At 68.3% G+C, this 23,477-nt stretch carries 24 protein-coding genes and 1 pseudogene; 13 read left to right on the forward strand and 12 right to left on the reverse strand.

All coding sequences use genetic code 11. The features are described 5' to 3' along the window. The first annotated feature begins 122 nt into the window (after positions 1–122). From OPU67_RS04260 to OPU67_RS04270, 3 genes are read left to right on the forward strand one after another with little or no spacing between them, the layout of a single operon-like run. Positions 123–1,280, forward strand: coding sequence for a PepSY-associated TM helix domain-containing protein (locus tag OPU67_RS04260; RefSeq protein WP_267617805.1), 1,158 nt, complete (start codon positions 123–125; stop codon positions 1,278–1,280). Beyond that, complete coding sequence (locus OPU67_RS04265; protein ID WP_267617807.1) at positions 1,277–1,474, forward strand: hypothetical protein; 198 nt, start codon at positions 1,277–1,279, stop codon at positions 1,472–1,474. The genes OPU67_RS04260 and OPU67_RS04265 overlap by 4 nt, the downstream gene beginning before the upstream one ends. A gap of 40 nt (positions 1,475–1,514) precedes the next feature. Continuing rightward, positions 1,515–3,638, forward strand: a complete 2,124-nt coding sequence (locus tag OPU67_RS04270) for a TonB-dependent receptor (protein ID WP_267617809.1) — start codon at positions 1,515–1,517, stop codon at positions 3,636–3,638. Positions 3,639–3,661: 23 nt separating this feature from the next. On the opposite strand, the gene OPU67_RS04275 is transcribed toward OPU67_RS04270, so the two are convergent. Together OPU67_RS04275 and OPU67_RS04280 are read right to left on the reverse strand one after the other, a co-directional pair. Then, on the reverse strand, positions 3,662–4,054 hold the full coding sequence (locus tag OPU67_RS04275; protein WP_267617811.1) for a response regulator: 393 nt from the start codon (positions 4,052–4,054) through the stop codon (positions 3,662–3,664). Between the two features lie 86 nt (positions 4,055–4,140). Beyond that, positions 4,141–5,931 carry a DEAD/DEAH box helicase gene (locus tag OPU67_RS04280; protein ID WP_267617813.1) on the reverse strand — a complete coding sequence of 597 codons (1,791 nt, stop codon included), beginning with the start codon at positions 5,929–5,931 and terminating at the stop codon, positions 4,141–4,143. Positions 5,932–6,314: 383 nt separating this feature from the next. Between OPU67_RS04280 and OPU67_RS04285 the strand changes: the two genes are divergently transcribed. Further along, on the forward strand, positions 6,315–6,509 hold the full coding sequence (locus OPU67_RS04285) for a hypothetical protein (protein WP_267617815.1): 195 nt from the start codon (positions 6,315–6,317) through the stop codon (positions 6,507–6,509). A gap of 45 nt (positions 6,510–6,554) precedes the next feature. On the opposite strand, the gene OPU67_RS04290 is transcribed toward OPU67_RS04285, so the two are convergent. From OPU67_RS04290 to OPU67_RS04305, 4 genes are all read right to left on the reverse strand, one after another. Further along, complete coding sequence (locus OPU67_RS04290) at positions 6,555–6,698, reverse strand: hypothetical protein (protein WP_267617817.1); 144 nt, start codon at positions 6,696–6,698, stop codon at positions 6,555–6,557. A 242-nt stretch (positions 6,699–6,940) separates the two neighbouring features. Next, positions 6,941–7,579: a class I SAM-dependent methyltransferase gene (locus OPU67_RS04295; protein ID WP_267617820.1), complete on the reverse strand. Its 639-nt coding sequence runs from the start codon at positions 7,577–7,579 to the stop codon at positions 6,941–6,943. Then, a complete protein-coding gene (locus OPU67_RS04300) occupies positions 7,579–8,793 on the reverse strand; it encodes a DUF3419 family protein (RefSeq protein WP_267617822.1) in 1,215 nt (404 codons plus the stop codon). The genes OPU67_RS04295 and OPU67_RS04300 overlap by 1 nt, the downstream gene beginning before the upstream one ends. A gap of 42 nt (positions 8,794–8,835) precedes the next feature. Then, positions 8,836–9,831, reverse strand: coding sequence for a threonine ammonia-lyase (locus OPU67_RS04305; RefSeq protein WP_267617824.1), 996 nt, complete (start codon positions 9,829–9,831; stop codon positions 8,836–8,838). A 69-nt stretch (positions 9,832–9,900) separates the two neighbouring features. Between OPU67_RS04305 and OPU67_RS04310 the strand changes: the two genes are divergently transcribed. The 5 genes from OPU67_RS04310 (at position 9,901) to OPU67_RS04330 (ending at position 14,134) form a co-directional block, all read left to right on the forward strand. After that, entirely contained in the window at positions 9,901–11,139 is a 1,239-nt protein-coding gene (locus OPU67_RS04310; RefSeq protein WP_267617825.1) for a saccharopine dehydrogenase family protein, read from the forward strand. A 58-nt stretch (positions 11,140–11,197) separates the two neighbouring features. Then, positions 11,198–11,461, forward strand: coding sequence for a GxxExxY protein (locus tag OPU67_RS04315; RefSeq protein WP_324255338.1), 264 nt, complete (start codon positions 11,198–11,200; stop codon positions 11,459–11,461). Between the two features lie 155 nt (positions 11,462–11,616). Then, the gene (locus tag OPU67_RS04320; protein ID WP_267617828.1) at positions 11,617–12,588 is read left to right on the forward strand and encodes a peptidyl-alpha-hydroxyglycine alpha-amidating lyase family protein; all 972 of its coding nucleotides are present in this window, start codon (positions 11,617–11,619) and stop codon (positions 12,586–12,588) included. Beyond that, on the forward strand, positions 12,588–12,941 hold the full coding sequence (locus OPU67_RS04325) for a DMT family protein (protein WP_267617829.1): 354 nt from the start codon (positions 12,588–12,590) through the stop codon (positions 12,939–12,941). Before OPU67_RS04320 ends, OPU67_RS04325 begins: the two co-directional genes overlap by 1 nt. After that, positions 12,941–14,134, forward strand: a complete 1,194-nt coding sequence (locus OPU67_RS04330) for a carboxynorspermidine decarboxylase (protein WP_267617831.1) — start codon at positions 12,941–12,943, stop codon at positions 14,132–14,134. Before OPU67_RS04325 ends, OPU67_RS04330 begins: the two co-directional genes overlap by 1 nt. Here the strand turns inward: OPU67_RS04330 and OPU67_RS04335 are convergent. Continuing rightward, positions 14,131–15,114, reverse strand: a complete 984-nt coding sequence (locus OPU67_RS04335; protein WP_267617832.1) for a DUF3137 domain-containing protein — start codon at positions 15,112–15,114, stop codon at positions 14,131–14,133. The two genes, OPU67_RS04330 and OPU67_RS04335, sit on opposite strands and share 4 nt — an antisense overlap. A 67-nt stretch (positions 15,115–15,181) precedes the next feature. Between OPU67_RS04335 and OPU67_RS04340 the strand changes: the two genes are divergently transcribed. Together OPU67_RS04340 and OPU67_RS04345 are read left to right on the forward strand one after the other, a co-directional pair. Then, positions 15,182–15,739, forward strand: coding sequence for a LemA family protein (locus tag OPU67_RS04340; RefSeq protein WP_267617833.1), 558 nt, complete (start codon positions 15,182–15,184; stop codon positions 15,737–15,739). A 213-nt stretch (positions 15,740–15,952) separates the two neighbouring features. Then, positions 15,953–17,158 (forward strand): type III PLP-dependent enzyme, encoded by a 1,206-nt coding sequence (locus tag OPU67_RS04345; RefSeq protein WP_267617834.1) that lies wholly within the window; start codon positions 15,953–15,955, stop codon positions 17,156–17,158. Positions 17,159–17,212: 54 nt separating this feature from the next. Here OPU67_RS04345 and OPU67_RS04350 read toward each other — a convergent pair whose 3' ends face one another. The 5 genes from OPU67_RS04350 to OPU67_RS04370 all read right to left on the reverse strand — a co-directional run bounded on the left by OPU67_RS04350 (position 17,213) and on the right by OPU67_RS04370 (position 21,268). Further along, positions 17,213–17,731 carry a pyridoxamine 5'-phosphate oxidase family protein gene (locus OPU67_RS04350; protein WP_267617835.1) on the reverse strand — a complete coding sequence of 173 codons (519 nt, stop codon included), beginning with the start codon at positions 17,729–17,731 and terminating at the stop codon, positions 17,213–17,215. A gap of 62 nt (positions 17,732–17,793) precedes the next feature. After that, positions 17,794–18,975, reverse strand: coding sequence for an acetyl-CoA C-acyltransferase (locus OPU67_RS04355; RefSeq protein WP_267617837.1), 1,182 nt, complete (start codon positions 18,973–18,975; stop codon positions 17,794–17,796). A gap of 132 nt (positions 18,976–19,107) precedes the next feature. Continuing rightward, on the reverse strand, positions 19,108–19,557 hold the full coding sequence (locus tag OPU67_RS04360; RefSeq protein WP_267617838.1) for a MaoC family dehydratase: 450 nt from the start codon (positions 19,555–19,557) through the stop codon (positions 19,108–19,110). A 116-nt stretch (positions 19,558–19,673) separates the two neighbouring features. Beyond that, positions 19,674–21,059, reverse strand: a complete 1,386-nt coding sequence (locus OPU67_RS04365) for a DUF5935 domain-containing protein (RefSeq protein WP_267617839.1) — start codon at positions 21,057–21,059, stop codon at positions 19,674–19,676. Beyond that, on the reverse strand, positions 21,056–21,268 hold the full coding sequence (locus OPU67_RS04370; RefSeq protein WP_267617840.1) for a hypothetical protein: 213 nt from the start codon (positions 21,266–21,268) through the stop codon (positions 21,056–21,058). Before OPU67_RS04370 ends, OPU67_RS04365 begins: the two co-directional genes overlap by 4 nt. A 97-nt stretch (positions 21,269–21,365) precedes the next feature. Here OPU67_RS04370 and OPU67_RS04375 point away from each other — a divergent pair, with 97 nt between their 5' ends. Further along, positions 21,366–22,619, forward strand: a complete 1,254-nt coding sequence (locus tag OPU67_RS04375) for a TIGR04063 family PEP-CTERM/XrtA system glycosyltransferase (RefSeq protein WP_267617841.1) — start codon at positions 21,366–21,368, stop codon at positions 22,617–22,619. Positions 22,620–22,628: 9 nt separating this feature from the next. Further along, positions 22,629–23,477 (forward strand): annotated as a pseudogene (locus OPU67_RS04380) (hypothetical protein); the annotation flags it as partial.

Below are 23,477 nucleotides of genomic sequence, written 5' to 3' on the forward strand. Positions count from 1 at the left end.
GGGCCGATGTGAGCTCACCTGCTTTTTGCAAATGATTATCATTGACACGTTGAGGGCGCATCCCTAGCAGCGGCTTGCGGCGGGACAGGATCGATCCCGCGCTCTGACCGTGCGGAGGCGACGTGAGGCGATCCACCATCAGGATGTGGTTTCTGGTCCACAAGTGGACGAGCCTCGTCTCGACGCTGTTCCTGCTGATGCTCTGCATCACCGGCCTGCCGCTGATCTTCCATGACGAGATCGACGGGCTTCTGGGTGACGATCACGCTGCGCAACTCGAGGGCCCGGCTTCGGCCACCGGCGGACTGCCGCTCGACACCATGCTCGCGGCGGCGCTCGCCCAGCGGCCGGGCGAGGTCCCGCTGTTCATGGCCTTCAGCAATGACACCCCGCTGCTGACCGTCACCACGGGACCACGGCCCGACGCTGCCGAGAGCGACATGACGCTGCTCTTCCTCGACCGAGCGACCGGCAGGCCGCTCGGCCCTGCGCCGACGGGCGGTGTGATGGATGTCATCCTGTCGCTCCACACCGACATGTTCCTGGGGCTGCCCGGAATGCTGTTTCTGGGCGCGATGGGCGCGCTGTTCGTGGCGGCGCTCGTCTCCGGCGCGGTGCTCTATGCGCCCTTCATGCGCCGCCTCGCATTCGGCACGCTGCGCACCGGACGCAGCCACCGGGTAAGAAGGCTCGACCAGCACAATCTGCTCGGCATCGTCACGCTCGGCTGGGCGCTGGTCGTAGGGCTGACGGGGGTGATCAACACGCTCGCCGATCCGCTGACGGCACAGTGGCAGAATGGCGAGCTTGCCGCGATGACCGCCCGCTACAGGGACGCCGCTCCGATCCCGCCCGCCGAATACGCATCGCTCGATGCGGCCATGCGCGCGGCGCAGGACGCCCTGCCGGGCCGCGCGCCGCAGTTCATCGCCTTCCCCGGCGGCGCCTTCAGCACCGCGCACCATTACGCCGTGTTCTTCCAGGGCGACCGGCCGCTGACCCAGTTCCTGCTGACCCCGGCGCTGATCGACGCGCGCGATGCGACCCCGACCGACACCCGCGATATGCCCGCGCTCAACCAGGCGCTGATGCTCTCGAAGCCGCTGCATTTCGGCGACTACGGCGGGCTGCCGCTGAAGGTGCTCTGGGCGCTGCTCGACCTTGCGACGATCTGGGTGCTGTGGACGGGCGTGATGCTGTGGCTGCGGTCCGAGCCCGGCCGGATCGAGCGCCGCATCGACGAGATCGCGAGCGGCGCCGCGGCGGGCGCGGCCGCGTGAAGCACGTCCCCTCCGCCCGCACCGCGTCCCGCAGCCTTGCGCACATCTTCGCGCTGCCGCTGCTGCTCCTCGCCGCGAGCCTTGCGGGGCTGGTTATCGGCCTTGCCGGCGAGGGCTGGCACGATGTCGCGGCGAGCGCGCTCCTGTCCCTCCCGCTGCTCGCCGCCGCCGTCGCGTGGCACCGGCGCGGCTGACCTCTTCTTTTCCCGCCAGGACCTTTTTGAAAGCATCGCGATGATCGAGACCCGTTACCTGCTCGCTGCCCCGTGCCTTTCCGCTGCCCTTGCCATGCCCGCCGCCGCGCAGGACCAGCAGGACGCCGCCGCAATCGTCGTCACCGCCCAGCGCGCCAACGCGACGCAGGTCATCAACGGCGGCGAGGCGGGCGTGTTCGGCCCGATGCCGGCCGAGGACCTCCCTTTCTCGATCCGCAGCTACGACGAGACGCTGATCACCAACCAGCAGCCGCTGACGCTCGGCGAGGTGCTTGACAACGATCCGACCGTGCGCACCACCTACGGCTTCGGCAATGCGGCCGAGCAGTTCGTGATCCGCGGCTTCGCGCTGTTCGGTGACGATGTGGGCGTCAACGGCCTCTACGGGATCGCCCCGCGCCAGCTGATCGCGCCCGAACTGTTCGCGCGCGTCGAGGTGCTCAACGGCTCCAGCGCCTTCATCAACGGCGCGGCGCCCGGCGGATCGGGGCTGGGCGGCAGCGTCAACCTCGGCCTGAAGCGCGCTGGCCGTCAGGACCTGACGCGGGTGACGGCCGGCTTCGTCGGCGACGCCCATGTCGGCGGCAGCGTCGATGTATCGCGCCGCTTCGGCGAGAGCCGCGAATGGGGCCTGCGTGTCAACGGCGCCTGGCGCGACGGCGAGGTGGCGATCGATCGCGAAGACCGCCGCACGCAGGTGCTCGGCGCGGCGCTGGATTACGACAGCGGGCCCTTCCGGGCGGTGCTCGATCTTGCCTATCAGGAAGTGCGGGTCGACAGCCTGCGGCCCAAGGTGACGATCGGCGGCTTCATCCCGCGCCTGCCGGACAGCCGCGCCAATTACGCGCAGGATTATACCTTCACCGAACTGCGCGATCTCTTCGGCACGCTGAACCTCGAATACGACATCGGCGAGGACGCCATGCTCTACGCCCGCGCCGGCGCGCGCGACGGGCGCGAGGACGGGGTCTATGGCGGGATCACCGTGCTCGATGCCGCGACCGGCGCCGCCAACGGCAACGCCCTGTTCGTGCCGCGCACCGACAACAACGAGAGCATCGAGGCAGGCTTTCGCGGCCGTTTGACACTCGGCGCCACCACGCACGAGGTGAACGCGGGCGGCAACATCAACTGGCAGGTCAACCGCAACGCCTATGATTTCCGCTACGGGCCGGGCTTTGCGGGCTTTGCCACAAATCTCTACAACACCGCGCAACTGCCTCTGCCGGCATCGACCCTCGTCGGCGGCGATCTCGACGATCCTTTCCCGATCGTCAGGAACCGCCTTGCGAGCCTGTTCGTCTCCGACACGGTGGGGCTCTTCGCCGACAAGGTGCTACTCACCGGCGGGGTGCGCTACCAGGAGATCCGCACCGAGACCTTCGACTATTTCGGCGGCGCGCGCACCGATCTGTATGACGAGGACCGCTGGACCCCGGTGGCGGGCGTCGTGATCAAGCCTGCCGAAGGGCTGTCGCTCTACGGCAATTACATCGAGGCGCTGCAACAGGGTCCGCTCGCTCCGCTCGATCCCGCGCTCGCCAATGCCGGAACGGTGCTTGCCCCGCGCGTTTCGGAGCAGTTCGAGGTTGGCGCGAAGTATGCGATCGGCCGGATGTTCGCGAGCCTCGCGCTTTACCGCATCGCGCGGCCCGGCGAGGGGGTGACCGGCGTCGGTGCGGACCGGCGTTTCGCCTATGTCGGCAAGCAGCGCCACCGGGGGATCGAAGCGACGCTCAACGGCGAGATCGTGCCCGGCCTGCGGCTGATCACCGGCCTCGCGGTCAACGATACCGCGCTGGTGGACGGGCGCGAAGTGGTCGGGGTGCCGGATCTGACATTCAACGGCAATGTCGAATGGGACCTGCCCTTCCTACCCGGCTTCACGCTCACCGGCCGCGTCACGCACACCGGCGAGCAGTTCGCCGATGCCGCCAATCGGCTTAAGCTCGAAGCCTGGACCACTCTCGATCTAGGCGCACGCTACGTCTTTGCTGCGGGCGGTGCGCCGATCACCCTGCGGGTGACGGCGGACAACCTGTTCGATCGGAACCACTGGGCCTCGGCCTTCGATGCTTTCGCCCCGGCGCTGCTCCAAGGCTCGCCGCGGACCTTGCGAGCCTCTGCTTCCGTGACGTTCTGATCCGCGAGAGGCGCCCGCCCAGTTCAGCCGAGCGCCTCGCCGAGCAGCGTGACGAGCTTTTCCAGATCGACAGGCTTCGGCAGGCACGGTGCGTCAGGGTGGTTGCGCCGGACGTGGTGATCCTCGTAGCCCGTGGCGAAGATCATGGGGACGGCGTGCTCTTTCAAGGCATCCGCCAGCCGCTCCACATCCTCGCCGCGCACGTTGATGTCGAGCACCGCGGCATCGACCGTCTCTTCGCGCAGCCGCGCCATCGCGCGGGCGGCCGACGGAATGGGCCCGACCACAAGCGCGCCGGCGCTTTCGAGGATCTTGGTCAATTCCCGGGCCAGCAGGAACTCGTCCTCGACGACGAGGATGCGCTTGTTTTCCAGTGACATCTCTTCTCCTTCCACCGGCGCGACGTCCGGCGACACGGATGGCGCTCCAGCACCTTACGCCGGGCGGGCCAATCACAAATGATGTCTTGGCACCCGCTTGGAACCTCAGTGGAGCCCGGCGCTCAGCTGTGCTTGAACTTGCGCTTGTGCTTGTGGGCGGGCTTGCCCGGCTTGGGTCCCGGTCCGGCCGGCACGGGGCGCGCAGCGGCACCGCTCGCCTTGGCGAATTTGCGCGCCGGCGCCTTGGCCTTGACAAAGGCGTTGTCCGCGGCGCTGCGCGAAGGGCGGCGCTGGCGGTTCGTGCGCGCGGCTTCGCGCGGGCCGGCGTCGGAACGCTCGATCGGCACGGCATCTTCCTCGCCCTCGGCGGTGCGGGCGGCGGCGGCGGCATATTTGTCGGCGATGGCGCGGGGCACCTGGAAATACGTCTCCGCCTGGCCGATCCGGATCGCGCCGATCTCGTTCCTCGTGATGTGCCCGCGGCGGCAGATCAGCGGCAGCAACCAGCGCGGATCGGCACCCTCGCGGCGGCCGAGGTCCATGCGGAACCACACCGTGTCCTCGAAACCGGGGCGGTGCCGTTCCTTCTGCGCCTCGCGCGAATTGGCGGCGATTTCCTCGGGCTCGGGCAGGCGTGCGCGGTGGGCGTGGACGAGCATCGCGGCGATATCCTCGGGGCTGCGTTCCTCGAGCAGTTGGCGGGCAAGCTCACGGTCGGCCGCGTCGAATTCGGTGGGCGCGAGGAGCTTGCCGAGCAGGCGCTCGCGATCCTTGTGCGCAATCGCCTCGCGGCCCGGCACCTCCTGCCACGCGGCGGCGATCTGCGCGCGGTGCAGCATCGCCTCGACCCGGCGGCGGGCGGAGAAGGGGACGATCAGCACCGCAATCCCCTTGCGCCCCGCGCGCCCGGTGCGGCCCGAACGGTGCTGCAAGGTCTCCACATCGCGCGGGATCTCGACGTGGACGACGAGGCTGAGCGTCGGCAGGTCGATCCCGCGCGCGGCGACATCGGTTGCGACGCAGACCCGCGCGCGCCCATCGCGCAGCGCCTGAAGCGCCTGATTTCGTTCCGATTGCGAGTGCTCGCCCGACAGCGCCACGACCGCGAAGCCGCGCTCCTGCAGCGTCGCGTGGAGGTGGCGCACCTTCTCGCGCGTGGCGCAGAACAGGATCGCAGTCTCGGCCTCGTGGAAGCGCAGCAGGTTGACCACCGCGTTCTCGACCTCGGGCGGGGAGACGGTGACGGCCTGGTAGGCGATGTCGCCGTGGCCGCGGCCACCTTCGCCGATCGTCGCGATGCGCAGCGCATCGGTCTGGTAGCGCCGGGCGAGCGCCTCGATCGGGCGGGGCATTGTCGCGGAAAACAACAGGGTACGGCGCGTTTCCGGCGTTGCGTCGAGGATCGCCTCGAGCTCTTCGCGGAAGCCCATGTCGAGCATTTCGTCGGCCTCGTCGAGCACCGCGACGGCGAGCGCCGACAGGTCGAGCGCGCCGCGTTCGAAGTGGTCGCGCAGGCGCCCCGGGGTGCCGACGACGATCGCCGGGCCCGACCCGAGCACCTTGCGCTCGGCCGAGGGGTTCATGCCGCCCACGCAGGTCGCGACCCTTGCGCCGGTGCGCTCGTAGAGCCAGGAGAGCTCGCGGCTGACCTGCAGTGCAAGTTCGCGCGTGGGGGTGACGACCAGCGCGAGGGGCGCCGGTGCGAAGCCGATTTTGCCATCATCATCAAGAAGTTGCGGCGCCATTGCGAGGCCGAAGGCGACCGTCTTGCCCGAGCCGGTCTGGGCCGAGACGACAAGGTCGCGGCCCGCTGCGCCCGCCCGCAGCACCTCGGCCTGGACAGGGGTGGCCTCGGCGTAGCCGCGCGTTGCGAGGGCGGCTTCGATGGTGGCGGGGAGCGCGGGGAAGGTCATGAAACACTCGTCTTGAAGGGGCGCCGCCGGGCAGGGGGAGGGCAGGTCGCCGGGGAGGAGGCGGGCGGCGCCATCAGGGGGCCGCGCACGGTCGAGCCGGGCCCATAGCCGCAAACGCGCCGGTGCGCCCGTCAAAAATGGCGGGCGCACGGCGAAGCGGCGATGTTTCACGTGAAACACCCCGCAAAGGCGGGGCTGGAGGGGGCCTGAGGGGGGGCTGGCGCCCGCTGGGAGGGGGCTGGCCCCGGTCTGGCGGGGGCTTTGCCCGGGCTGCCGCCACCCTGCCGCAAGCCGGGCAGCGCGCCCTTTCGCGCTTGCCGGATCACCCGGATCCACTACATCGGATGTCGCTGCGACAGGCGAGGCAGGAGCGGGATCAGCACATGGCCATCGACGACGACGCGCCGACCAGCGGCCCGGACCCCTCCAGCGGCGAGGAACCGCGCCTGCGCCGCCGCCGGGTCAAGGTGCGCCGCAAAGAGGAAAAGCTGCCCCCGCCCGTGCGCATCGCGCTGCTCATCGGCTTGCCGATCGCCCTGTGGACGGGAATCTTTCTCGTGGGGCGCGCCCTGCTCTGACGGGCTCCGCGGGAGCCTGCATCCGCGCAGCCACCGCGCCTGCCCCTAACCCCCTTGCACCTTTGCGAAGACTTGCGCGGAGCGGATGCCCGCATCCCCGCGCTCTTGCCCGGCGACGACGCGCGGCGCGATCAGCGCAACCCCGGCCCCGAAGGCGAGCACCATGCGCGCAAGGCGCGGGCTCGTCATGCGGATGCCTCGTGGCTGGGAGATCGGCTTGCGAACATCGGGCTCGTTGCTCCTCGACCAGGCCTCACCGCTGCGGCGGTGCGGCGCGGGCGTCGGCACAGGGGGGCGCGGCCGGCGCCCGCGGCGCACGAAGGGATTGCCCCTGCCGACCGGCGCGCGCCCTAATGTGGGTTGGGAGCGCGGGGAGCCGCACCGCGCTTGCGGCAAATGCCGTGTTCCGCAGCGATGGGCCGCGCGGAATGTCACGCCCGCAGGATATGCAGCTGATAATATCCCAGGGGTCCGTGGCGGCTGGTGAGATGGAGCCCCCGCCCCAAGGCGCTGCGCGCCGCAGCGGCGGGGAGGGCCTTGCGCGGCGCGACGTGAAACCGTGCGAGCCAACCCTCGAGCAGCCTGCGCGCGGGGCCGGGCAGTCCGGACAGATCGCCGAAATCGACGATATGCAGCGCGCCCCCCGGTGCGAGCAGGCCCGCGGCATGATCGAGCGCGCGCTCCCAGTCCGGGATCATCGAGAGCGAATAGGACAGGACGATCCGATCGAACCGCGCCTCGCCGAGGAGGGCGGCGCTGTCGAAGCCGCAGGCATCGCCCTCGGCAAGCCGCGCCTGACCGCCCACTGCGGCCCGCGCGCTCTTGAGCATTTCCGACGAGATATCGATGCCGTAAAGGCGGGCGCCCGGCCATGCCCGGCTGATTGTCGCAAGGTTGCGCCCCGTCCCGCAGGCGATCTCGAGCACCCGCGCGCCGGGCGCCGCCGCGAGCCCCGCGATCAACGTGTCGCGCCCGAACAGGTAATACTTCCGGGTGAAATCATAGATGTGCCGCTGCCCGCGATAGACCTCGTCCATCAGCGCGGCGTGGGAGGTGCCGAGGCTCGCCATCACGCCAGCTCGTAGACGTGAACGCCGCCATAGATCGACGAGCGGTCACGGCGGGTGAGATCATGTGACAATTCATCGAGGTAGCGCCACTTCCTCAAGATCTTCTCATCAAGACGGCCGGGCAGGAGCGAGGGCTCGGCGGCGGTGCGGAACAGCACCCGCGCCCCCGGACGGCTGGCGCGGGTGATGCGGCTCCACAGGCGATCGAGCTGCTGGTCGTTCATCCAGTCCTGCGCATCGAGCAGCACGAAGCGGTCCATGCTCGCAGGCTCGCGCGCGCCGATCCAGTCGACCATGTTGGCGCGCGTGACCTCCAGCCGGTCCACCCGCTGCTTCATCGCCTCCCAGTTGCCGCGCTGGAGATAGGGCGGAAGGGCGGCGCCGGTGCTGCGCGCATAGCCGCGGCCAAAAGCCTGCCAGGCGAAGTAGTTGTCCTTCACTTCGAAGTCGCAGGCGAGCTTTTCCAGCCGCCGCCGCAGCACCTCGGCCATGCGCTCGTCACCCGCAAGGTGCGCGAACTGCGCGGGCGGGATGCCGAGCCCGAACAGCGCGGCAGGCTGGTCGGTGAGCCAGCGGATGAAGCGTTTCTCGAACACCGGCGCCAGCTCGCGCTCGAACACCGCACGCTGTTCCTCGAGGCTCGTGGCTTCCAGCAGCTTGGCGAGGTCGATCTTGTAAAGCTTGGCAAAAACGTGCGCCAGACCGATGAAATTGCCGAGCAATCCTTGCCGATAGATACCCCGCGTGAAATACGAGATGCGCTTGCGACCGCGAATGTCGCGCTGTTCCCAATAGGCCCGGCTCTCGGCATCGAGGTGCGGGGCGATCATCTCGCGGTAGACCGCCGCGTTCTCCTTGTGATCGGCGTGCGCGAAGAAGCGGTGGAAGCGCTCGTGGCTCGGCAGGTGGCGGATCGCGGCGATCTTGAGCCGCCCGAGCGCGACATGGGCGCGGTTGAGGTCCACTGCGGTCACCTGCGCGGGATCGGCAGTGAGGTAGGAGAGCGCATTGCAGCTGCCGCTGGCGATGCACATGACGCGGCTGTCCGGCTGAATGTCGAGGCCCTCGATGTCGACCACCGGGTCCTCCCAGATCTGGGCGTAGACGAGGCCCCGGAAGGCGAAGGCGAAGGCCTTGTCGAGCAGCTTGTCGCTGATCCTCGCGTCCTTGCGGACGACCGCCTCCTCGATGATCCGCTTCGCCTGTGTCGCCATTTCGCCGCGCCCTCCGGTGTAATCGGACGCTGCGATATGACCTCAGCGTGTCGGGCGTGTGACGCTTTCCACAGTCTTGTCGGCGGCCGCGATGGTCGCCGCGTAGGCCGCCGGATCGGCATTGCCGCCAGTCAGCATGATGACCGTGTCGGCGTCGAGGGGCACCTTGCCCGCCAGCGCCGCCGCCAGCGCCGCCGCGCCGCCGGGTTCGAGCACCAGCCTGAGGTTCGCGAAGGCGAAGCGCTGGGCGGCGCGCACCTCCGCGTCGGTGACGGCGACGCCCGGTTCGGCGCGGCCCTGAAGGACGGCGAGGTTGATCGGCTTGGTCGCGGTGGGCTGGAGCGCGTCGCAGATGGTCCTGGGCGCATCCGGCCCGGCGGCGACGATCTCTCCGGCGGCGAGCGAGCGGCCGACCATGTCCCAGCCGACCGGCTCGACCGGGTGGATCGCGCTATCGGGCGCGCCCAATGCCAGCCCCGCCGCCAGTCCTCCGCCGCCGCAGCAGGCGATGATCCGCGACGGCGCCCGGCCCAGCTGCGCGGCGATCTCGATCGCGGCCGATCCCTGTCCCTCGATCACCCAGGGGTCGCCGAAGGCATGGACGAGGGTGCCGCCGCGTGTCGCGATAAGCTGCGCCGCCACCGCGTCCCGGTCCTCCCCGGGCCGTTGGTAGAGCACCACCTCGGCGCCCAGCGCCCTGGTGTTGGCGAGCTTCACCGCGGGGGCATCGTGCGGCATCACGATGGTCGCGCCGATGCCGAGGCGGCGCGCGGACCACGCCACCCCTTGCGCGTGATTGCCCGAGGAGACGGCGACCACGCCGCCCGCGCGTTCTTCCTCGGTCAGGGAAGAAAGCCGCCACCACGCGCCCCTGATCTTGAACGAGCCGATCGGTTGCAGGCTGTCCGCCTTCACCCAGGCCGTCACACCGCCGATCGTCACCGGCAGGAGCGGGGTGGGCGGGAGGATCGCCGCCACCGCCTCGGCAGCGGCGCGCACGCCGGCGGTGGTGGGCATTCTGACATCGGTCCGGATCATTTGTCCCCCCGCTCGCGTTGCATTAAGGCAGCGCGCAAGATTCGCATCGCTTCACGAAAGGTTCCTATCATGCCCGCAGCCCAATCCAGCCCCGAAAACAAGACGGTCCTCGTCATCGGTGCGGGCGGGGTGAGTTCGGTGTGCGTCCACAAGATGGCGTTCAATCCCGAGATCTTTCCCGAAATCCACCTCGCCAGCCGCACCAAGTCGAAATGCGACGCGATCGCCGCCTCGGTGAAGGAGCGCACCGGGCGCGACATCGCGACCTACGAGATCGACGCCGAGGAAGTGCCCGCGATGGTGGGCCTGATCCGCAAGACCGGCGCGGGCCTCGTGGTCAACCTCGCGCTGCCCTACCAGGACCTGCCGATCATGGACGCCTGCCTTGAGGCGGGCGTCGATTACCTCGACACCGCCAATTACGAGCCCAAGGACGAGGCCAAGTTCGAATACAAGTGGCAGTGGGCCTATCACGAGCGTTACAAGGACGCAGGGCTGATGGCGCTGCTCGGTTCGGGCTTCGACCCGGGCGTGACTTCGGTGTTCACCATGTGGCTCAAGAAGCACAAGCTGAAGACCATCCGCCAGCTCGACATTCTCGATTGCAATGGCGGCGACCACGGCCAGCATTTCGCGACCAACTTCAACCCGGAAATCAACATCCGCGAAGTGACTGCGCCTGCGCGTCACTGGGAGAACGGCGCGTGGGTCGAGACGCCCGCCATGTCCACCAAGGTCGGCTTCGATTTCGAGGCGGTCGGCCCCAAGAACATGTACCTGATGTATCATGAGGAGCTGGAAAGCCTCGCGAAGTTCGTCCCCGAATTGGAGCGCGCGCGCTTCTGGATGACCTTCGGCGATCAGTACATCACGCATCTGACCGTGCTCCAGAACGTCGGCATGACGAGCATCGAGCCGGTTCGCTATCAGGGCCGCGACATCATCCCCCTGCAATTCCTCGCCGCCGTGCTGCCCAAGCCCGAAACGCTGGGCGAGACCACCAAGGGCAACACCAATATCGGCGTGATCGCGACCGGCGAGGCCTTGGACGGCAGCGGCGAGAAGACGTTCTACATCAAGAACATCTGCTCGCACGAAGCCGCCTATGAGGAGACCGGCAACCAGGCGGTCAGCTACACCACGGGCGTCCCCGCCATGATCGGCGCTGCCATGATGGTGAAGGGCGAATGGCAAGGCGAGGGCGTGTTCAACATCGAACAGCTCGATCCCGATCCCTTCATGGCGATGCTCAACGAACACGGCCTGCCGTGGACGGTCGAGGAATTGGCCGGGCCGGTGGATTTCTGAGAAGATTTTGGTTCACGCAGAGACCGCAGAGGAGCAGAGACCGCAGAGGGGATGGGCGATGAACATTGATGCTGTCTCGTCTGCGGTCTTCGATGAGCTTGGTCCGGGGCTTTTCGAAACGGTCTACGAAACGGTGTTGGCAGGACGTCTGGAACGGCGCGGACTTCGGGCCGGGCGGCAGGTGCCCGTCCCCATCGAGTTCGATGGCCACGCCTTCGGCGCGGCGTTCAAGATCGACATTTTGGTCGAGCGACGGCTGATCCTCGAGATAAAGTCGGTCGACCAGCTGGCCAAGATCCACCTGCGCCAATTGACGACTTAGCTGCGCCTCACCAAACAGCCCGTAGGGCTGCTTCTCAATTTTTCGGCGGTGACCATGATGGACGGCATCAAGCGGGTCGTGAACGATTACCGGCCAGACTGATCTTCTCTGCGGTCTCTGCTCCTCTGCGGTCTCTGCGTGAAACAAAGGTGCCAATGCCACTATCGCGTTACGCCCCCACGGCGATTGCCGTTCTCGCTCTGCTGGCGGTCGCTGCCTGCGACATTTCCCCTTCGCCGCGCGAGGAGGTGCCGACCTTGCCTGTCGATGCGGGCTGGCCCGCCATCCCGGCAGGCGCGAAGTTCGGGGAGGTGAGCGCGGTCGATGTCGATGCGCAAGGCAACATCTGGGTGCTCCACCGCGCCGGGCGCGTGTGGGAGGAACCGTTCCCGGACACGCCCATTGCCGAGCCCACGGTCTTCAAGTTCTCGCCCGAGGGCAAGCTCATCGCGCAGTGGGGGGCAGGGGTGTTCGTCATGCCGCACGGCCTCTCGATCGACCCCCAAGGCAAGGTGTGGATCACCGATGTCGCTCTGGAACAGGTGTTCCGCTTCTCGCCCCAAGGCCAGCAGGAGTTGGTGCTGGGCGAGAAGGGCGTGACGCGGCAGGACGCGGGCCATTTCGGCCGCCCTGCCGACGTCGCCTTCCTCGGCGACCGGGTGCTGGTCGCCGACGGCTACGTGAACACCCGGCTCGCCGAGTTCGCGCCCGACGGCAGCTTCATCCGCGATTGGGGCGACTTCAGGGTCGCCCATGCGGTCGCGGCGGATGACACGCGCATCTACCTCGCCGACCGCGAGAACGCGCGGATCATGGTCTATGATCACGCGGGCAACCTGATCGCCGAACGCAAGAGCCCGGCCGGCAATCACACCTACAGCCTGAAGCCGCTGGGCGCCGGCCGCCTGCTCGCGGTCGAAGGGCGCGACGGGACCGATCGCAAGGGCGCGATCCTCCGGGTCTATGCGGCGGACGGCACGCTCGAGGCGTCCTGGGATGTCGGCCTGCGGGGCGAGGACGCGAGCCTCGGCCACGATCTTGCCATCGGGCCGGACGGGCACGTCTATGTCACCGATGTGCCGGGCGGACGGGTGGTGCGCGTCAGGCTCCCGGCTGAGGCGAAGTGATGGCCGTCGGTCCAGCCTTCCTGCCGGTCCTTCTGCTCGCCGTGTCGGCCATCGTGATGAATGTCGCGTGGTACTGGCACCTCAAGCAGCCTTCGCTGGGCATGCTGGCGGCGATCGGCCTTGCCTGGGGGATCGCGCTTTTCGAATACTGCCTTGCCGTCCCCGCCAACCGCATCGGCATCGCGCACTGGTCGCTCGCCGAGTTGAAGACCATCCAGGAAGTCCTATCTCTCGCTGCCTTCGTGCTTGTGGCCTGGGTGCTGTTCGGCCAGACGCCGGGCCCGAGCCAGCTTGTCGGCTTCGCCCTCATCGCGGGGGGCGCGTTCATGATCTTCAGGAGTCCTTTCGGCTGATGCAGACCAAGGCCGGTGATCCCGGGGCCTTCGCCCATTTCGACCTGTCGCGCGTCGACAGCCCCGCCTTCGTGGTCGACGCGGCCAAGCTGCGCGCCAATTGCCGCACGCTCGCGGCGGTGCGCGATGCGGCGGCGGCGGATGGCGGGGAGATCCGCATCTTTGCCGCCCTCAAGGCCTTCTCGATGTGGTCGGCCGCGCCGATCATCGGCGAATATCTCGACGGCGTTGCCACGTCCGGCCTGTGGGAAGCGCGCCTCGCCAGCGAGTTCTACGATGGCGAGATCGCGACCTATTGCGCGGCCTTCAAGCCCGAGGATCTGGAAGAGATCTGCCGCCTTTCGGGCCACATCATCTTCAATTCGCCTTTCCAGTTCCAGCGCGCGCGGCTGATCCTCGACCACGCGGCCGCTTCGGGCGCGAGCTTCAGCGTGGGCCTGCGCGTCAATCCGCAGGTGCCGACCGGCGAGGTCGACAAGTACGATCCCTCCGCCCCCGGCTCGCGCCTCGGCTTCCCGCTCGACCAGCTGACGAGCGAGCACATGGAGGGGATCGAGGGCATCCACTTCCACAACCTGTGCGAGCAGGACTTCGTGCCCCTGCAACAGACTTGGGACCGGGTGTTCGACGCGATCGAACCCTATTTCGACCAGCTCCGTTGGATCAACATGGGCGGCGGGCACCACATCACCCGCGCCGATTACCAGCGCGAGGAGCTGGTGGAGTTCCTCAAGGACGCCGCCGCCGACACCGGCTGCGAGATTATCCTCGAACCCGGCGAGGCGGTGGCGCTCGATGCGGGCATTCTCGTGGGCACGCTGCTCGACACGCATTTCAACGCCATGCCGGTGGGGATCACCGATATCTCGGCGACCTGCCATATGCCCGACGTGCTCGAGGCGCCCTACCGTCCGGCGATGCTCGGCGAGCTGGCGGACGAGGACCTGATCCCGATCCGCCTCGGCGGGCCTTCGTGCCTCGCGGGCGACGTGATCGGCGACTACCGCCTGCCGGTCGCGGCCGAGCCGGGCGCGCGCTTCGCCTTCCTCGATCAGGCGCACTATTCGATGGTCAAGACCAACACCTTCAACGGCGTGCCGCTGCCGTCGATCTGGCTGTGGGACAGCGAGACCGACGCGCTCGAATGCGTCAAGCGCTTCTCCTACGAGGATTTCCGCGACCGGCTGAGCTAGAGCGCGTCGGCGGGGGGCGGGCGGTCGCGCACCGCCCGCCCGCGCGCGGTCTGGTTGATCGCCAGCGCCAGATCGGCCAGCGCGCCGAACTGGGCGGCGGCCCTGGCGGCGCGCTCGCGGTCGCTCGCGGCGCTCATGCCGCCGCTCTCGAACAGCGCGCCGGTCTCCAGCACCAGCACCACCTCGCCGTCGGTGAACAGCGCGCGCAGCTCCTTGGCATCGAAGGCGCTCTCGAGCGCGAGGAGGTGCTCGACATAGGCGGGGTGGACCAGCACGCGCGCCTCCACCTGATCGTCGGAATAGAGCGCGAAGACATCGGCAAAGGCGGGGTGGACCTGATCGACGCGGTCGAGCCGGTGGCCGTCGAAGCTGACATGGTCGCGCGCCCCGCCGAGCCCCAGCCAGCCGCGGTGCTTGCCCGCCCGCTGGAGCAGGGTGGTGGAGCGGAACGGACGGCCGAAACCCATGCGGATCACCGGGCCGCGGAACACCGTCACATAGGTGCGGTTCTTGCCCGATCCGCGCTCCTCCTCGAGACAGGCCTCGTAGAGCGCGAAAGAATGGCCTTCGAGCGTGCCGTGCCACAGGTCCTCGAAGCGCGAGCGGTCGAAGCTCGGCACGAGGCCATAGGTGCGCGCCGCCTGGAACTCGCCGCCCGGCTCGGCCCTGGCATCGAAGGCAAGGCCGTAGCTTGCGGCGATCGCGGAATTGATGCCGACCTTGATTGCGTGGCTCGCATCGAGGATCGGCTTCAGCACCAGCCACACCGCCGCGAACAGGCCCAGGAAGGTGACCACCCCCGCAGCCCCCGCCGGCACCGGCGGGGCGAACCACAGGAAGGCAAGCAGCGGCAGCAGCACCACCGCGCTCCACACCGCCCGCCATGCCGCTTTCGACCGGGCTCCCTCGCGCATCGAGGCCTGCCCGGCGAGCCATCCCTCGAGGCCCGATGCCATCAGCCGGTCGATATCGCTGGACATTGCCGCTCCCCGCAGGTTTCTTAACCTGTGTCAGCACAGTTGGGGCGACTTGCAAGGGGATTGACGCATGGATCTGGTTCTCGGGATTGCGCTGGCGGTGGTCGCGCTGGTGCTGGTCGTCGTCATCGGCATCTACAACCGGCTGGTGGGGCTGAGGCAGGGCGTGCGGCAGGGGGTCGCCGATATCGACGCGCAGCTGCGCCAGCGGCACGATCTCATCCCCAACCTCGTCGAGACGGTGAAGGGCTATGCCGCGCACGAGGGCGAGACGCTTCAGGCGGTGATTGCCGCGCGCAATGCCGCGGCGAGCGGATCGCTGTCCTCGGGTGACGAGCAGCAGCTGCGCGGCGCGCTCGACCGGCTGCTGGCGCTGGGCGAGGCCTATCCGGAGCTCAAGGCCTCGGCCAACTTCCAGTCGCTTCAGGGCGAGCTTGCCGATGTCGAGGACAAGCTCGCCGCCGCCCGCCGCGCCCTCAACGCCGCGGTCGCCCGCTTCAACGCGGCGCGCGAATCCTTCCCGGCAGTGCTCTTCGCCGGCGCGCTCGGATTCGCCGAGGCCGATTTCCACCGCCTCGATGCGAGCGAGCAGGGGACCGTCGACCAGGCGCCGAAGATCGCCTTCTGATCCGGCGAAAACGGCGGACTTCCGTCACAATCCGGTCGTCTTTGCGGGTGTGTCTTCAAAAAGTAACATGACGGCCGGCGGCGGCGCATTTTTCGCTTGCATCTGCCCCCCCAGGCCCTATCTGCGCGCTTCCGCTGCCCCAAGGGGACTTCCAAACCGCAAGGCAGCTTGTCGTTTTATGGTTCAACAGAGCCGTTTTGGGGGTCCCTTGAGTTGCACATCTATCCTGACGCACGCGCTGTAGTCCGCGACCTTCGTCCGGACGAACCCGTCATTCTCAACCGCCCGCACGCCGCGCGGCGCGCCGCCCGTTTCTTCGTCGAGAAGTTTCCGGGCAAGGTGCTCTATGCGGTCAAGGCCAACCCCGCGCCCGATCTGATCGAGGTGCTGTGGAGCGCCGGTGTCACCCACTATGACGTCGCCTCGATCACCGAGGTGCGGCTGGTGCGCGGCATCCTGCCGGATGCGGTGCTGTGCTTCATGCACCCGGTGAAGACCCCGGCGGCGATCCGCGAAGCCTATTTCGAGCACGGTGTGCGCACCTTCAGCCTCGACACTGTCGAGGAGCTGGAGAAGATCATCGACGCCTGCACCGACCCCGCGACGGGCGAGGCCCCGCGTGACCTGCGCCTGTGCGTGCGGCTGCGCGTGTCCTCGGAGTATTCGGAGCTGTCGCTGGCTTCCAAGTTCGGCTGCGACCTCATCGAGGCGCCCCAGCTGCTCCAGCAGGCCCGCCAGCATTGCGACTGGCTGGGCGTGTGCTTCCATGTCGGCAGCCAGGCAATGACCCCGTTTGCCTTCGTTCAGGCGCTCGACCGCACCCGTGCGGCCATTGCAGAGGCGTCGGTGGTCATCGACATGATCGATGTCGGCGGGGGCTTCCCGAGCGCCTATCCCGGGCTCGAGCCGCCGCCGATGGAGGATTACTTCGCGATCATCGCCCGCCACTTCGAGGCGCTGCCGATTGCCTACAACGCCGAGCTGTGGTGCGAACCCGGCCGGGCGCTGTCGGCCGAGTATTCCTCGATGATCGTGCAGGTGAACAAGCGCCGGGCTGAGGAGCTCTACATCAACGACGGTGCCTACGGCGCCCTCTACGATGCGGCCCACGTCGCGTGGCGCTTCCCGGTGCGTGCGCTCGAGGACGATCTCATCGAGGAGGACGAGGATTTCTCGTTCTACGGCCCCACCTGCGACGATGCCGATTACATGAAGGGCCCGTTCCGGCTCCCGGCGGACATCCAGGCGGGTGACTATATCGAGATCGGGATGCTCGGCGCTTACGGCGCGGCGATGAAGACCGGCTTCAACGGCTATGGCAACGCTAGGCAAGTGACCGTGCAGGACGAGCCGATGATGAGCCTCTTCAACGGCACCCGCGTGCGCGAGGCGACCGACAACGTGGTGTCGCTGCGCTGAAACTGGCGCCGCCGCCCCTCCCGCAGATGGGCGGGGCGGCGGCCCGGCAAATGCCTAGAGCCGCACCTCGGCGACCTTGTCCTGGTAATCCTTCTTCGGGTCGATGCCGATCAGCATCTTGATCCCCGCCACCAGCGAGGAGGCGTCGATCCAGATTTCGGCGTCCTCCGGGTCGAGCCGGATGAGGGCGATCTTGGGATCGTCCTTGCCTTCGTACCAGGCGGCGACGAAGCGGTTCCAGAGCCGGTCGATGGTGGCGCGGTCACGGGTGGTGGACAGGCCGCCGTGGACCGTCGCCCAGACGTCATGCCCCTTGCTGGCGAAGTGCGCCATCGCGCGCGGGCCCTTGCCGCCCAGTTCCTGCTGCTGGATCGCGCGGTAAAGGTGGTTTTCGGTCGAGGTGAAGAACCACACCGGGCCCTTGTATTCACCGCCGTCATACAGCTCTTCTTCAAGCTGCGCGGTCATCGGACGGGCGTGGCCGTCCTCTCCCTCGGCCATGCCGAGGAACATCGTCATGTCGCTTTTCAGCGCCTTCCAGAACTTGCTGCGAATTTCCGCGTCGGTAGCCATGTGTCGTCTCCGTCATTCATTGAACGGGAGACGCAAGCACCGACGCGGAAAGAATGTTCCGATCAGAAGACCTCGAAGAGACCAGCTGCCCCCATGCCGCCACCAACGCACATGGTGACGACGACATACTTCGCCCCGCGGCGCTTGCCTTCGATCAGCGCGTGGCCGGTGCAGCGCGCGCCGGTCATCCCGTAGGGGTGGCCGATCGAGATCGAGCCGCCGCTGACGTTGAGGATGTCGTTGGGAATGCCGAGCTGGTCGCGGCAGTAGAGCACCTGCACCGCGAAGGCCTCGTTCAGTTCCCACAGCCCGATGTCGTCCATCTTGAGACCCGTCTGCTTGAGGAGCTTGGGGATCGCGAAGACCGGGCCGATGCCCATCTCGTCGGGCTCGGTGCCCGCGACCGCCATGCCGACATAGCGGCCGAGCGGCTGGAGCCCGCGCTGTTCGGCAAGCTTGGCTTCCATCAGCACGCTCGCCGAGGAACCGTCCGACAGCTGCGAGGCGTTGCCCGCGGTGATGTTCATGCCCGGGCCCATCACCGGGTTGAGGCTCTGGAGGCCTTCGAGCGTGGTCTCGGGACGGTTGCCTTCATCCTTTGAGAGGGTCACTTCCTTCTGCGAGACTTCCTTCGTCTCCTTGTCGACCACGTTCATGGTGACGGTGACGGGGACGATCTCGGCATCGAGACGGCCCTCGGCCTGCGCGGCTGCGGTGCGCATCTGCGACTGGTAGGCGTATTCGTCCTGCGCCTCGCGGCTGATATTGTAGCGCTTGGCCACGGTCTCGGCGGTGCCGAGCATCGGCATGTAGACGTCCTTGTGCATCGCGATCAGCGAGCGGTCGGGCGAGACGCGCATCTCGGGGGTCTGGACGAGGCTGATCGAATCCTGCCCGCCGCCCACGACGATATCCATGTTGTCGACGATGATCTGCTTGGCGGCGGTGGCAATCGCCATCAAGCCCGAGGAACACTGGCGGTCGATGGTCTGGCCCGACACGCCCACCGGGCAACCGGCGCGCAGCGCGACCTGGCGGGCGATGTTGCCGGCCTGCGTCCCTTGCGTGAGGACGGTGCCCCACACCACATCGTCGATCTGGCCGGCTTCGATCCCGGCGCGCTCGATCGCGGGGGCGAGGGAGAGGGCGCCGAGCGTCGGCCCGGGGGTGGCGTTGAAGGCGCCCTTGTAGGCGCGGCCGATGGGGGTGCGGGCGGTGGAGACGATAACGGCGTCACGTGCCATGATGGGGTATCCTTGTGGTCAAAGCCCCTCCCCTTGAGGGGAGGGGTTGGGGTGGGGGTTATCGGGCGGAGAGCTGACGTCGCGTCCCCACCCCCGGCGCCTCCCCTCGAGGGGAGGGGGGATAAGGCTAAATCACACGAAGTATTGCGTGATCCACTCGCAGATCAGCGCGGGCTTGTCCTCGCCCTCGATCTCGATGGTGATCTCGCAGGTCTGCTGCCACTGGCCGGGGCGCTTCTCGACCATTTCGGTGAGCTTCCAGTGGCCGCGGATGCGCTTGCCGGCGCGAACGGGGGCGATGAAGCGGGTCTTGTTGCCGCCGTAGTTGACGCCCATCTTCACGCCGTCGATGCGCGCCGCGCCGCCCTGGGCGCCGAGATAGGGGATCATCGACAGCGTCAGGAAGCCGTGGGCGATGGTCCCGCCGAACGGGGTCATCTTGGCCATCTCTTCGTTGACGTGGATGAACTGGTGGTCACCGGTCGCCTCGGCGAACTGGTTGATGCGCTCCTGGCTCATCTCCACCCATTCGCTGGTGCCGATGTTCTCGCCGACCTTGGCGGCCAATTCCTGCGGGGTCATGGGGCTCCTCCTCCGTGTTGCGGCCGGCGGGATCGCGTGCCCGCCGCGCCGGTCCTTGCGGGCCGCTTCATGGCGCAAGCGAAGGGGGAGCGCAACGCCGCCGACAGCGAGGGGGGCTATGCCGCTACGGCACCGGGTATCGCGGCATTCGCCGCACCGCGCCGCGCGGCGCTGCGGACGAGGCCGCGCCGCTCCGAATCGATGCGCGCGCAGTAGGTGGCGAGCGCGGTCTGGAGGCCGACCAGCATCAGCATCACCGGCTGATAGGCGATCCCCTGGAAGGTCGCGCCGACGAGATAGATCACCGCCCCCATCTGCAAGGCGCCGGCGAGGGGGGCGATCCAGCGCGTCGCCTCGTCCTCCTCTTCCGAGCGCCAGCGGCGCTGGATGCGCTCCATCTGCCACAGGCCGACGAGATGCAGGAGCGACCACATCGCCAGCCCCGGCCAGCCCTGTTCGCCGAGCATCTCGAAGATCGAGGAGTGGAAGGCGCGCGCCTTGTCCTCGACCTCGCGATAGGTGACGCTGGTGGTGTTTCCTTCGGTGACCCTGACGGGCATGGTGTAGGTGAAGCGGTTCGAGCGATAGGCGTCGAACCCGCCGCCGAAGGGCCGCTGGGCGACATAGTCGAGGGTCCATTGCCACACCGCCACACGGGTGGAAGCGCTTTCATCGCCGCTCGGCGCCCCGAGCGTCGCCATACGATCATAGAAGCTCTGGGGGAGGAAGGGCAGGGCAACCAGCGCCAGCGCGCCGGCTCCGAAGATGAACAGCAGCCGCCGCTTGGCATAGCGCAGCATCAGAATACACAGCGCAGCGATGCAGAGCAGGCCGGTGCGCGCTTCGGTGCCGACCGGAACCAGCAGGCAGGCAAAGGTCAGCGCGGCGGCAAACACCGTGACTGTCCAGTGGCGCGGGAAGATTGTTCCGTGCCGGACCGCCCACCACAGGATCGGGATCAGCCCGATCGCCACCGTGGCAAGGGTTGAACTTTCGTAGATGCCGCTGTTGTCGTCGACGAAGAAATTGAGCTCGCCATAGCCGCCTCCCCCGGTCACCACTTTTAGGCCGGTTGCGATCACGATCATCGCCACCGTCAGCACCAGCACGGTCGCCAGCCCCTCGATCCGCGCGCGGGTGGTGAGGGTGAAGGGCAGGAAGATCGCGAAAAGCAGCGCCTTCCACACCCAGTCCCACTTGGTCGCCGCCTCGACCGGGAAATCGGCCCGTCCGGTGCTCCACCAGCAATAGCCGAGCAGCGCCAGCATCAGGCCCTGCCGCAAGGTGAAGCGCGCGCCTTCCTTGCGATCGAGCAGCAGCCAGCCGCCGAAGGCAGCGGCAAAGGCGATCAGCGAGACCGGCAGGCTGACGATCAGCGAATAGCCGATCCGCTGCGGCGCGAGGATGTCGATATAGACATAGAGCAGCACCCACAGGAACGGGCGCCTGAGGCCGAGCAGCAGGACATAGCCGATGAAGGCGAGGAGGACGATATCGATCATGCGTCCTCGCGCGGCGCCGCTTCGCTGTCCGCCCGCGCGCGCCGGGCGGCGCTGCGGCCGGCTGCGCTCGTCGCCTTGCGGTTGCCTTGCGCCTGCTTGCGGATCGCGCCGATCAGCGGGTCCTCGTCGAGCGCGGGGCGCATCACCAGCCGCAGCATGGCGATGGCCAGAAGGCCGTGTCCGATGGCAAGGGCGAGGTGGTCGATCATGGCGGGACGAACGGCTTTCCGAAAAGGCTGCGACTTACGGCGATACCCCGGCGGCAGTTGACGCGGCGTTAAGCACGGCTGCGATAGGCACGCTGGCATGACGCGTGTTCTCCACATTCTCGATCACTCGCTGCCGCTCCACAGCGGCTACACCTTTCGCACCCGCGCCATTCTGAAGGCGCAGGAGGGGCACGGGCTGGAGGTGCGCGGGCTGACCGGGCAGCGGCACAATCTCGAGGCGGCGGTGAAAGCGCCGCGCGAGGAGGCGGACGGCCTCGTCTTCCACCGCACGCCCGGCGTGCCTGCGGGTCCGCCGCCGCTGCGCGAGCTGGACGAGATCGAGGCGCTCGCCGCCGAAATCCACCGCGTCGCGGCCCAGTGGCGGCCCGACATCATCCATGCCCATTCGCCGGCGCTCGGCGGCGCGGCGGCGGAGCGCGCGGCGCGGGCGCTGGGCGTGCCCTTCGTCTACGAGATCCGCGCCTTCTGGGAGGACGCGGCGGTCGGCAATCTGTCAGGCACCGAGGGCAACCTCAAATACCGCCTGACCCGCGCGCTCGAGACCCAGGTCGCCCGGTCGGCCGACGCGCTGTTCACGATCTGCCACGGGCTCAAGGACGATCTGGCCGCGCGCGGCATCCCGGCGGGGCGCATCAGGGTCATGCCCAACGGGGTCGACCTGTCGCTGTTCGGCGATCCGTGCCCACGCGACGATGCGCTCGCGCGCGAACTCGGCATTCCCGCGGGCGCACCGGTGATCGGCTACATCGGCAGTTTCTACGCCTACGAGGGGGTCGACGACCTGATCGCCGCCATGCCGCTGCTGCGCGCCGCCCATCCCGAGGCGCGGCTGCTGCTGGTCGGCGCCGGGCCGATGGACGAAGCCTGGCGCGCGGCCGCCGCAGCGCTGCCCGAACCGGACGCGGTGATCTTCACCGGCCGCGTGCCGCACCAGGCGGTCGAGCGGTATTATTCGCTCGTCGACGTGCTCGCCTATCCGAGGAAGGCGCAGCGGCTGACCGATCTCGTCACCCCCCTCAAGCCCCTGGAGGCGATGGCCCAGCGCCGCCTCGTCGCCGCTTCGAGCGTCGGCGGCCACCGCGAGCTGATCGAGGACGGCGTGACCGGCACGCTGTTCGCGCCCGACGATCCGGCGGCTTGCGCCGCCGCGCTCGCACGGCTGCTGGACAACCGCGCGGACTGGGAGGCGATGAAAGCCCGCGCCCAGAACCATGTGCGCACCCGCCACGACTGGGCGACGAACGCGCGCGGTTATCTTGATGTTTACCAACACCTGCTAGCCGAAAGGCAAGGTAGCGGTGCCCCGCGCATCGCCGCACAGGCAGGATAAGAGACGACGATGGCATCGGCGCGTAAGGCGAAGAAAGAGCGCAAGCAGGAGAAGGTTCAGAAGCGGGACTGGCGGCGGCTTGTCGCGCACCCGGCGTTCGCACCGGCGCTGGGCCTGTGGGGCGCATTGCTCGGCGGCCTCGCGGTGATGGTGGTCCCCGCCCCGGTGATCGCAGCCTTCGTCGAGGGCACGCTGATCGCGACCTTCGACGTGCCCGCACAGCCGGTGTTCGCGGCGGCGGCGGCACTGCTGGTCGGCATGGCCCTGTTCGTTCCCGCCATGCTCCGGTCGGCCGAAGAGCGCCGACGGTTGCGCCCCGGTTCGATCCTCGATGTCGTTGCCCGCAAGGTGAACCCCATCGATCCGATGCGCGATCTGGGCGGCAAGAGCATCGACGATCCGATCGAGCCCATGCCCTTTGCGAGCCCCGCGTGGCGCGATGCCGATCTCGAGGCGCGCGTCGAGGAAGAGGAGCGCGAGGCGCACGCGATGCCGCGCTTCATGCGCAAGCCGGCACCTGCGGCCGACGTCGAGGCCGAAGCGGAAGCGGGAGGCGAGGCCGAGGCTCCGCGCGCGAATGTGCCTACTGCCCGTGACGTTGACGCCGAGCGCCTGCCTCCGGTCGTGATCGATCCCCTGCCGGAACCTGTCGCACACGAGGATCGCAGCGCGCCGCTGGAGCTCGATCTTGCCGCCTTCGCCGAACTTCCGGGGCGCAACGCGGTGTGGGTCGAGGAACCTGCTGCGGCAGCGCCTGCTGTCGCTTCCGAACCGGTGCCGGCCGCCGCAGAGCAGCCCGAACCGCTCGCGCCGCGCACGAGAGCTCGCCGCGCCCCGCCGCCGGCCCCGCCGCTGCCC

The organism is Erythrobacter sp. WG (assembly GCF_026586795.1).
Taxonomy (GTDB): Bacteria; Pseudomonadota; Alphaproteobacteria; order Sphingomonadales; family Sphingomonadaceae; genus Erythrobacter.

Coding starts and splice junctions, on each gene's coding strand:
- OPU67_RS04270 (WP_267617809.1), top strand. CDS start 1,515: ATGATCGAGACCCGTTACCTGCTCGCTGCCCCGTGCCTTTCCGCTGCC.
- OPU67_RS04280 (WP_267617813.1), bottom strand. CDS start 5,931: ATGACCTTCCCCGCGCTCCCCGCCACCATCGAAGCCGCCCTCGCAACG.
- OPU67_RS04285 (WP_267617815.1), top strand. CDS start 6,315: ATGGCCATCGACGACGACGCGCCGACCAGCGGCCCGGACCCCTCCAGC.
- OPU67_RS04290 (WP_267617817.1), bottom strand. CDS start 6,698: ATGACGAGCCCGCGCCTTGCGCGCATGGTGCTCGCCTTCGGGGCCGGG.
- OPU67_RS04295 (WP_267617820.1), bottom strand. CDS start 7,579: ATGGCGAGCCTCGGCACCTCCCACGCCGCGCTGATGGACGAGGTCTAT.
- OPU67_RS04300 (WP_267617822.1), bottom strand. CDS start 8,793: ATGGCGACACAGGCGAAGCGGATCATCGAGGAGGCGGTCGTCCGCAAG.
- OPU67_RS04305 (WP_267617824.1), bottom strand. CDS start 9,831: ATGATCCGGACCGATGTCAGAATGCCCACCACCGCCGGCGTGCGCGCC.
- OPU67_RS04310 (WP_267617825.1), top strand. CDS start 9,901: ATGCCCGCAGCCCAATCCAGCCCCGAAAACAAGACGGTCCTCGTCATC.
- OPU67_RS04315 (WP_324255338.1), top strand. CDS start 11,198: ATGAACATTGATGCTGTCTCGTCTGCGGTCTTCGATGAGCTTGGTCCG.
- OPU67_RS04320 (WP_267617828.1), top strand. CDS start 11,617: ATGCCACTATCGCGTTACGCCCCCACGGCGATTGCCGTTCTCGCTCTG.
- OPU67_RS04325 (WP_267617829.1), top strand. CDS start 12,588: ATGGCCGTCGGTCCAGCCTTCCTGCCGGTCCTTCTGCTCGCCGTGTCG.
- OPU67_RS04330 (WP_267617831.1), top strand. CDS start 12,941: ATGCAGACCAAGGCCGGTGATCCCGGGGCCTTCGCCCATTTCGACCTG.
- OPU67_RS04335 (WP_267617832.1), bottom strand. CDS start 15,114: ATGTCCAGCGATATCGACCGGCTGATGGCATCGGGCCTCGAGGGATGG.
- OPU67_RS04340 (WP_267617833.1), top strand. CDS start 15,182: ATGGATCTGGTTCTCGGGATTGCGCTGGCGGTGGTCGCGCTGGTGCTG.
- OPU67_RS04350 (WP_267617835.1), bottom strand. CDS start 17,731: ATGGCTACCGACGCGGAAATTCGCAGCAAGTTCTGGAAGGCGCTGAAA.
- OPU67_RS04355 (WP_267617837.1), bottom strand. CDS start 18,975: ATGGCACGTGACGCCGTTATCGTCTCCACCGCCCGCACCCCCATCGGC.
- OPU67_RS04360 (WP_267617838.1), bottom strand. CDS start 19,557: ATGACCCCGCAGGAATTGGCCGCCAAGGTCGGCGAGAACATCGGCACC.
- OPU67_RS04365 (WP_267617839.1), bottom strand. CDS start 21,059: ATGATCGATATCGTCCTCCTCGCCTTCATCGGCTATGTCCTGCTGCTC.
- OPU67_RS04370 (WP_267617840.1), bottom strand. CDS start 21,268: ATGATCGACCACCTCGCCCTTGCCATCGGACACGGCCTTCTGGCCATC.
- OPU67_RS04375 (WP_267617841.1), top strand. CDS start 21,366: ATGACGCGTGTTCTCCACATTCTCGATCACTCGCTGCCGCTCCACAGC.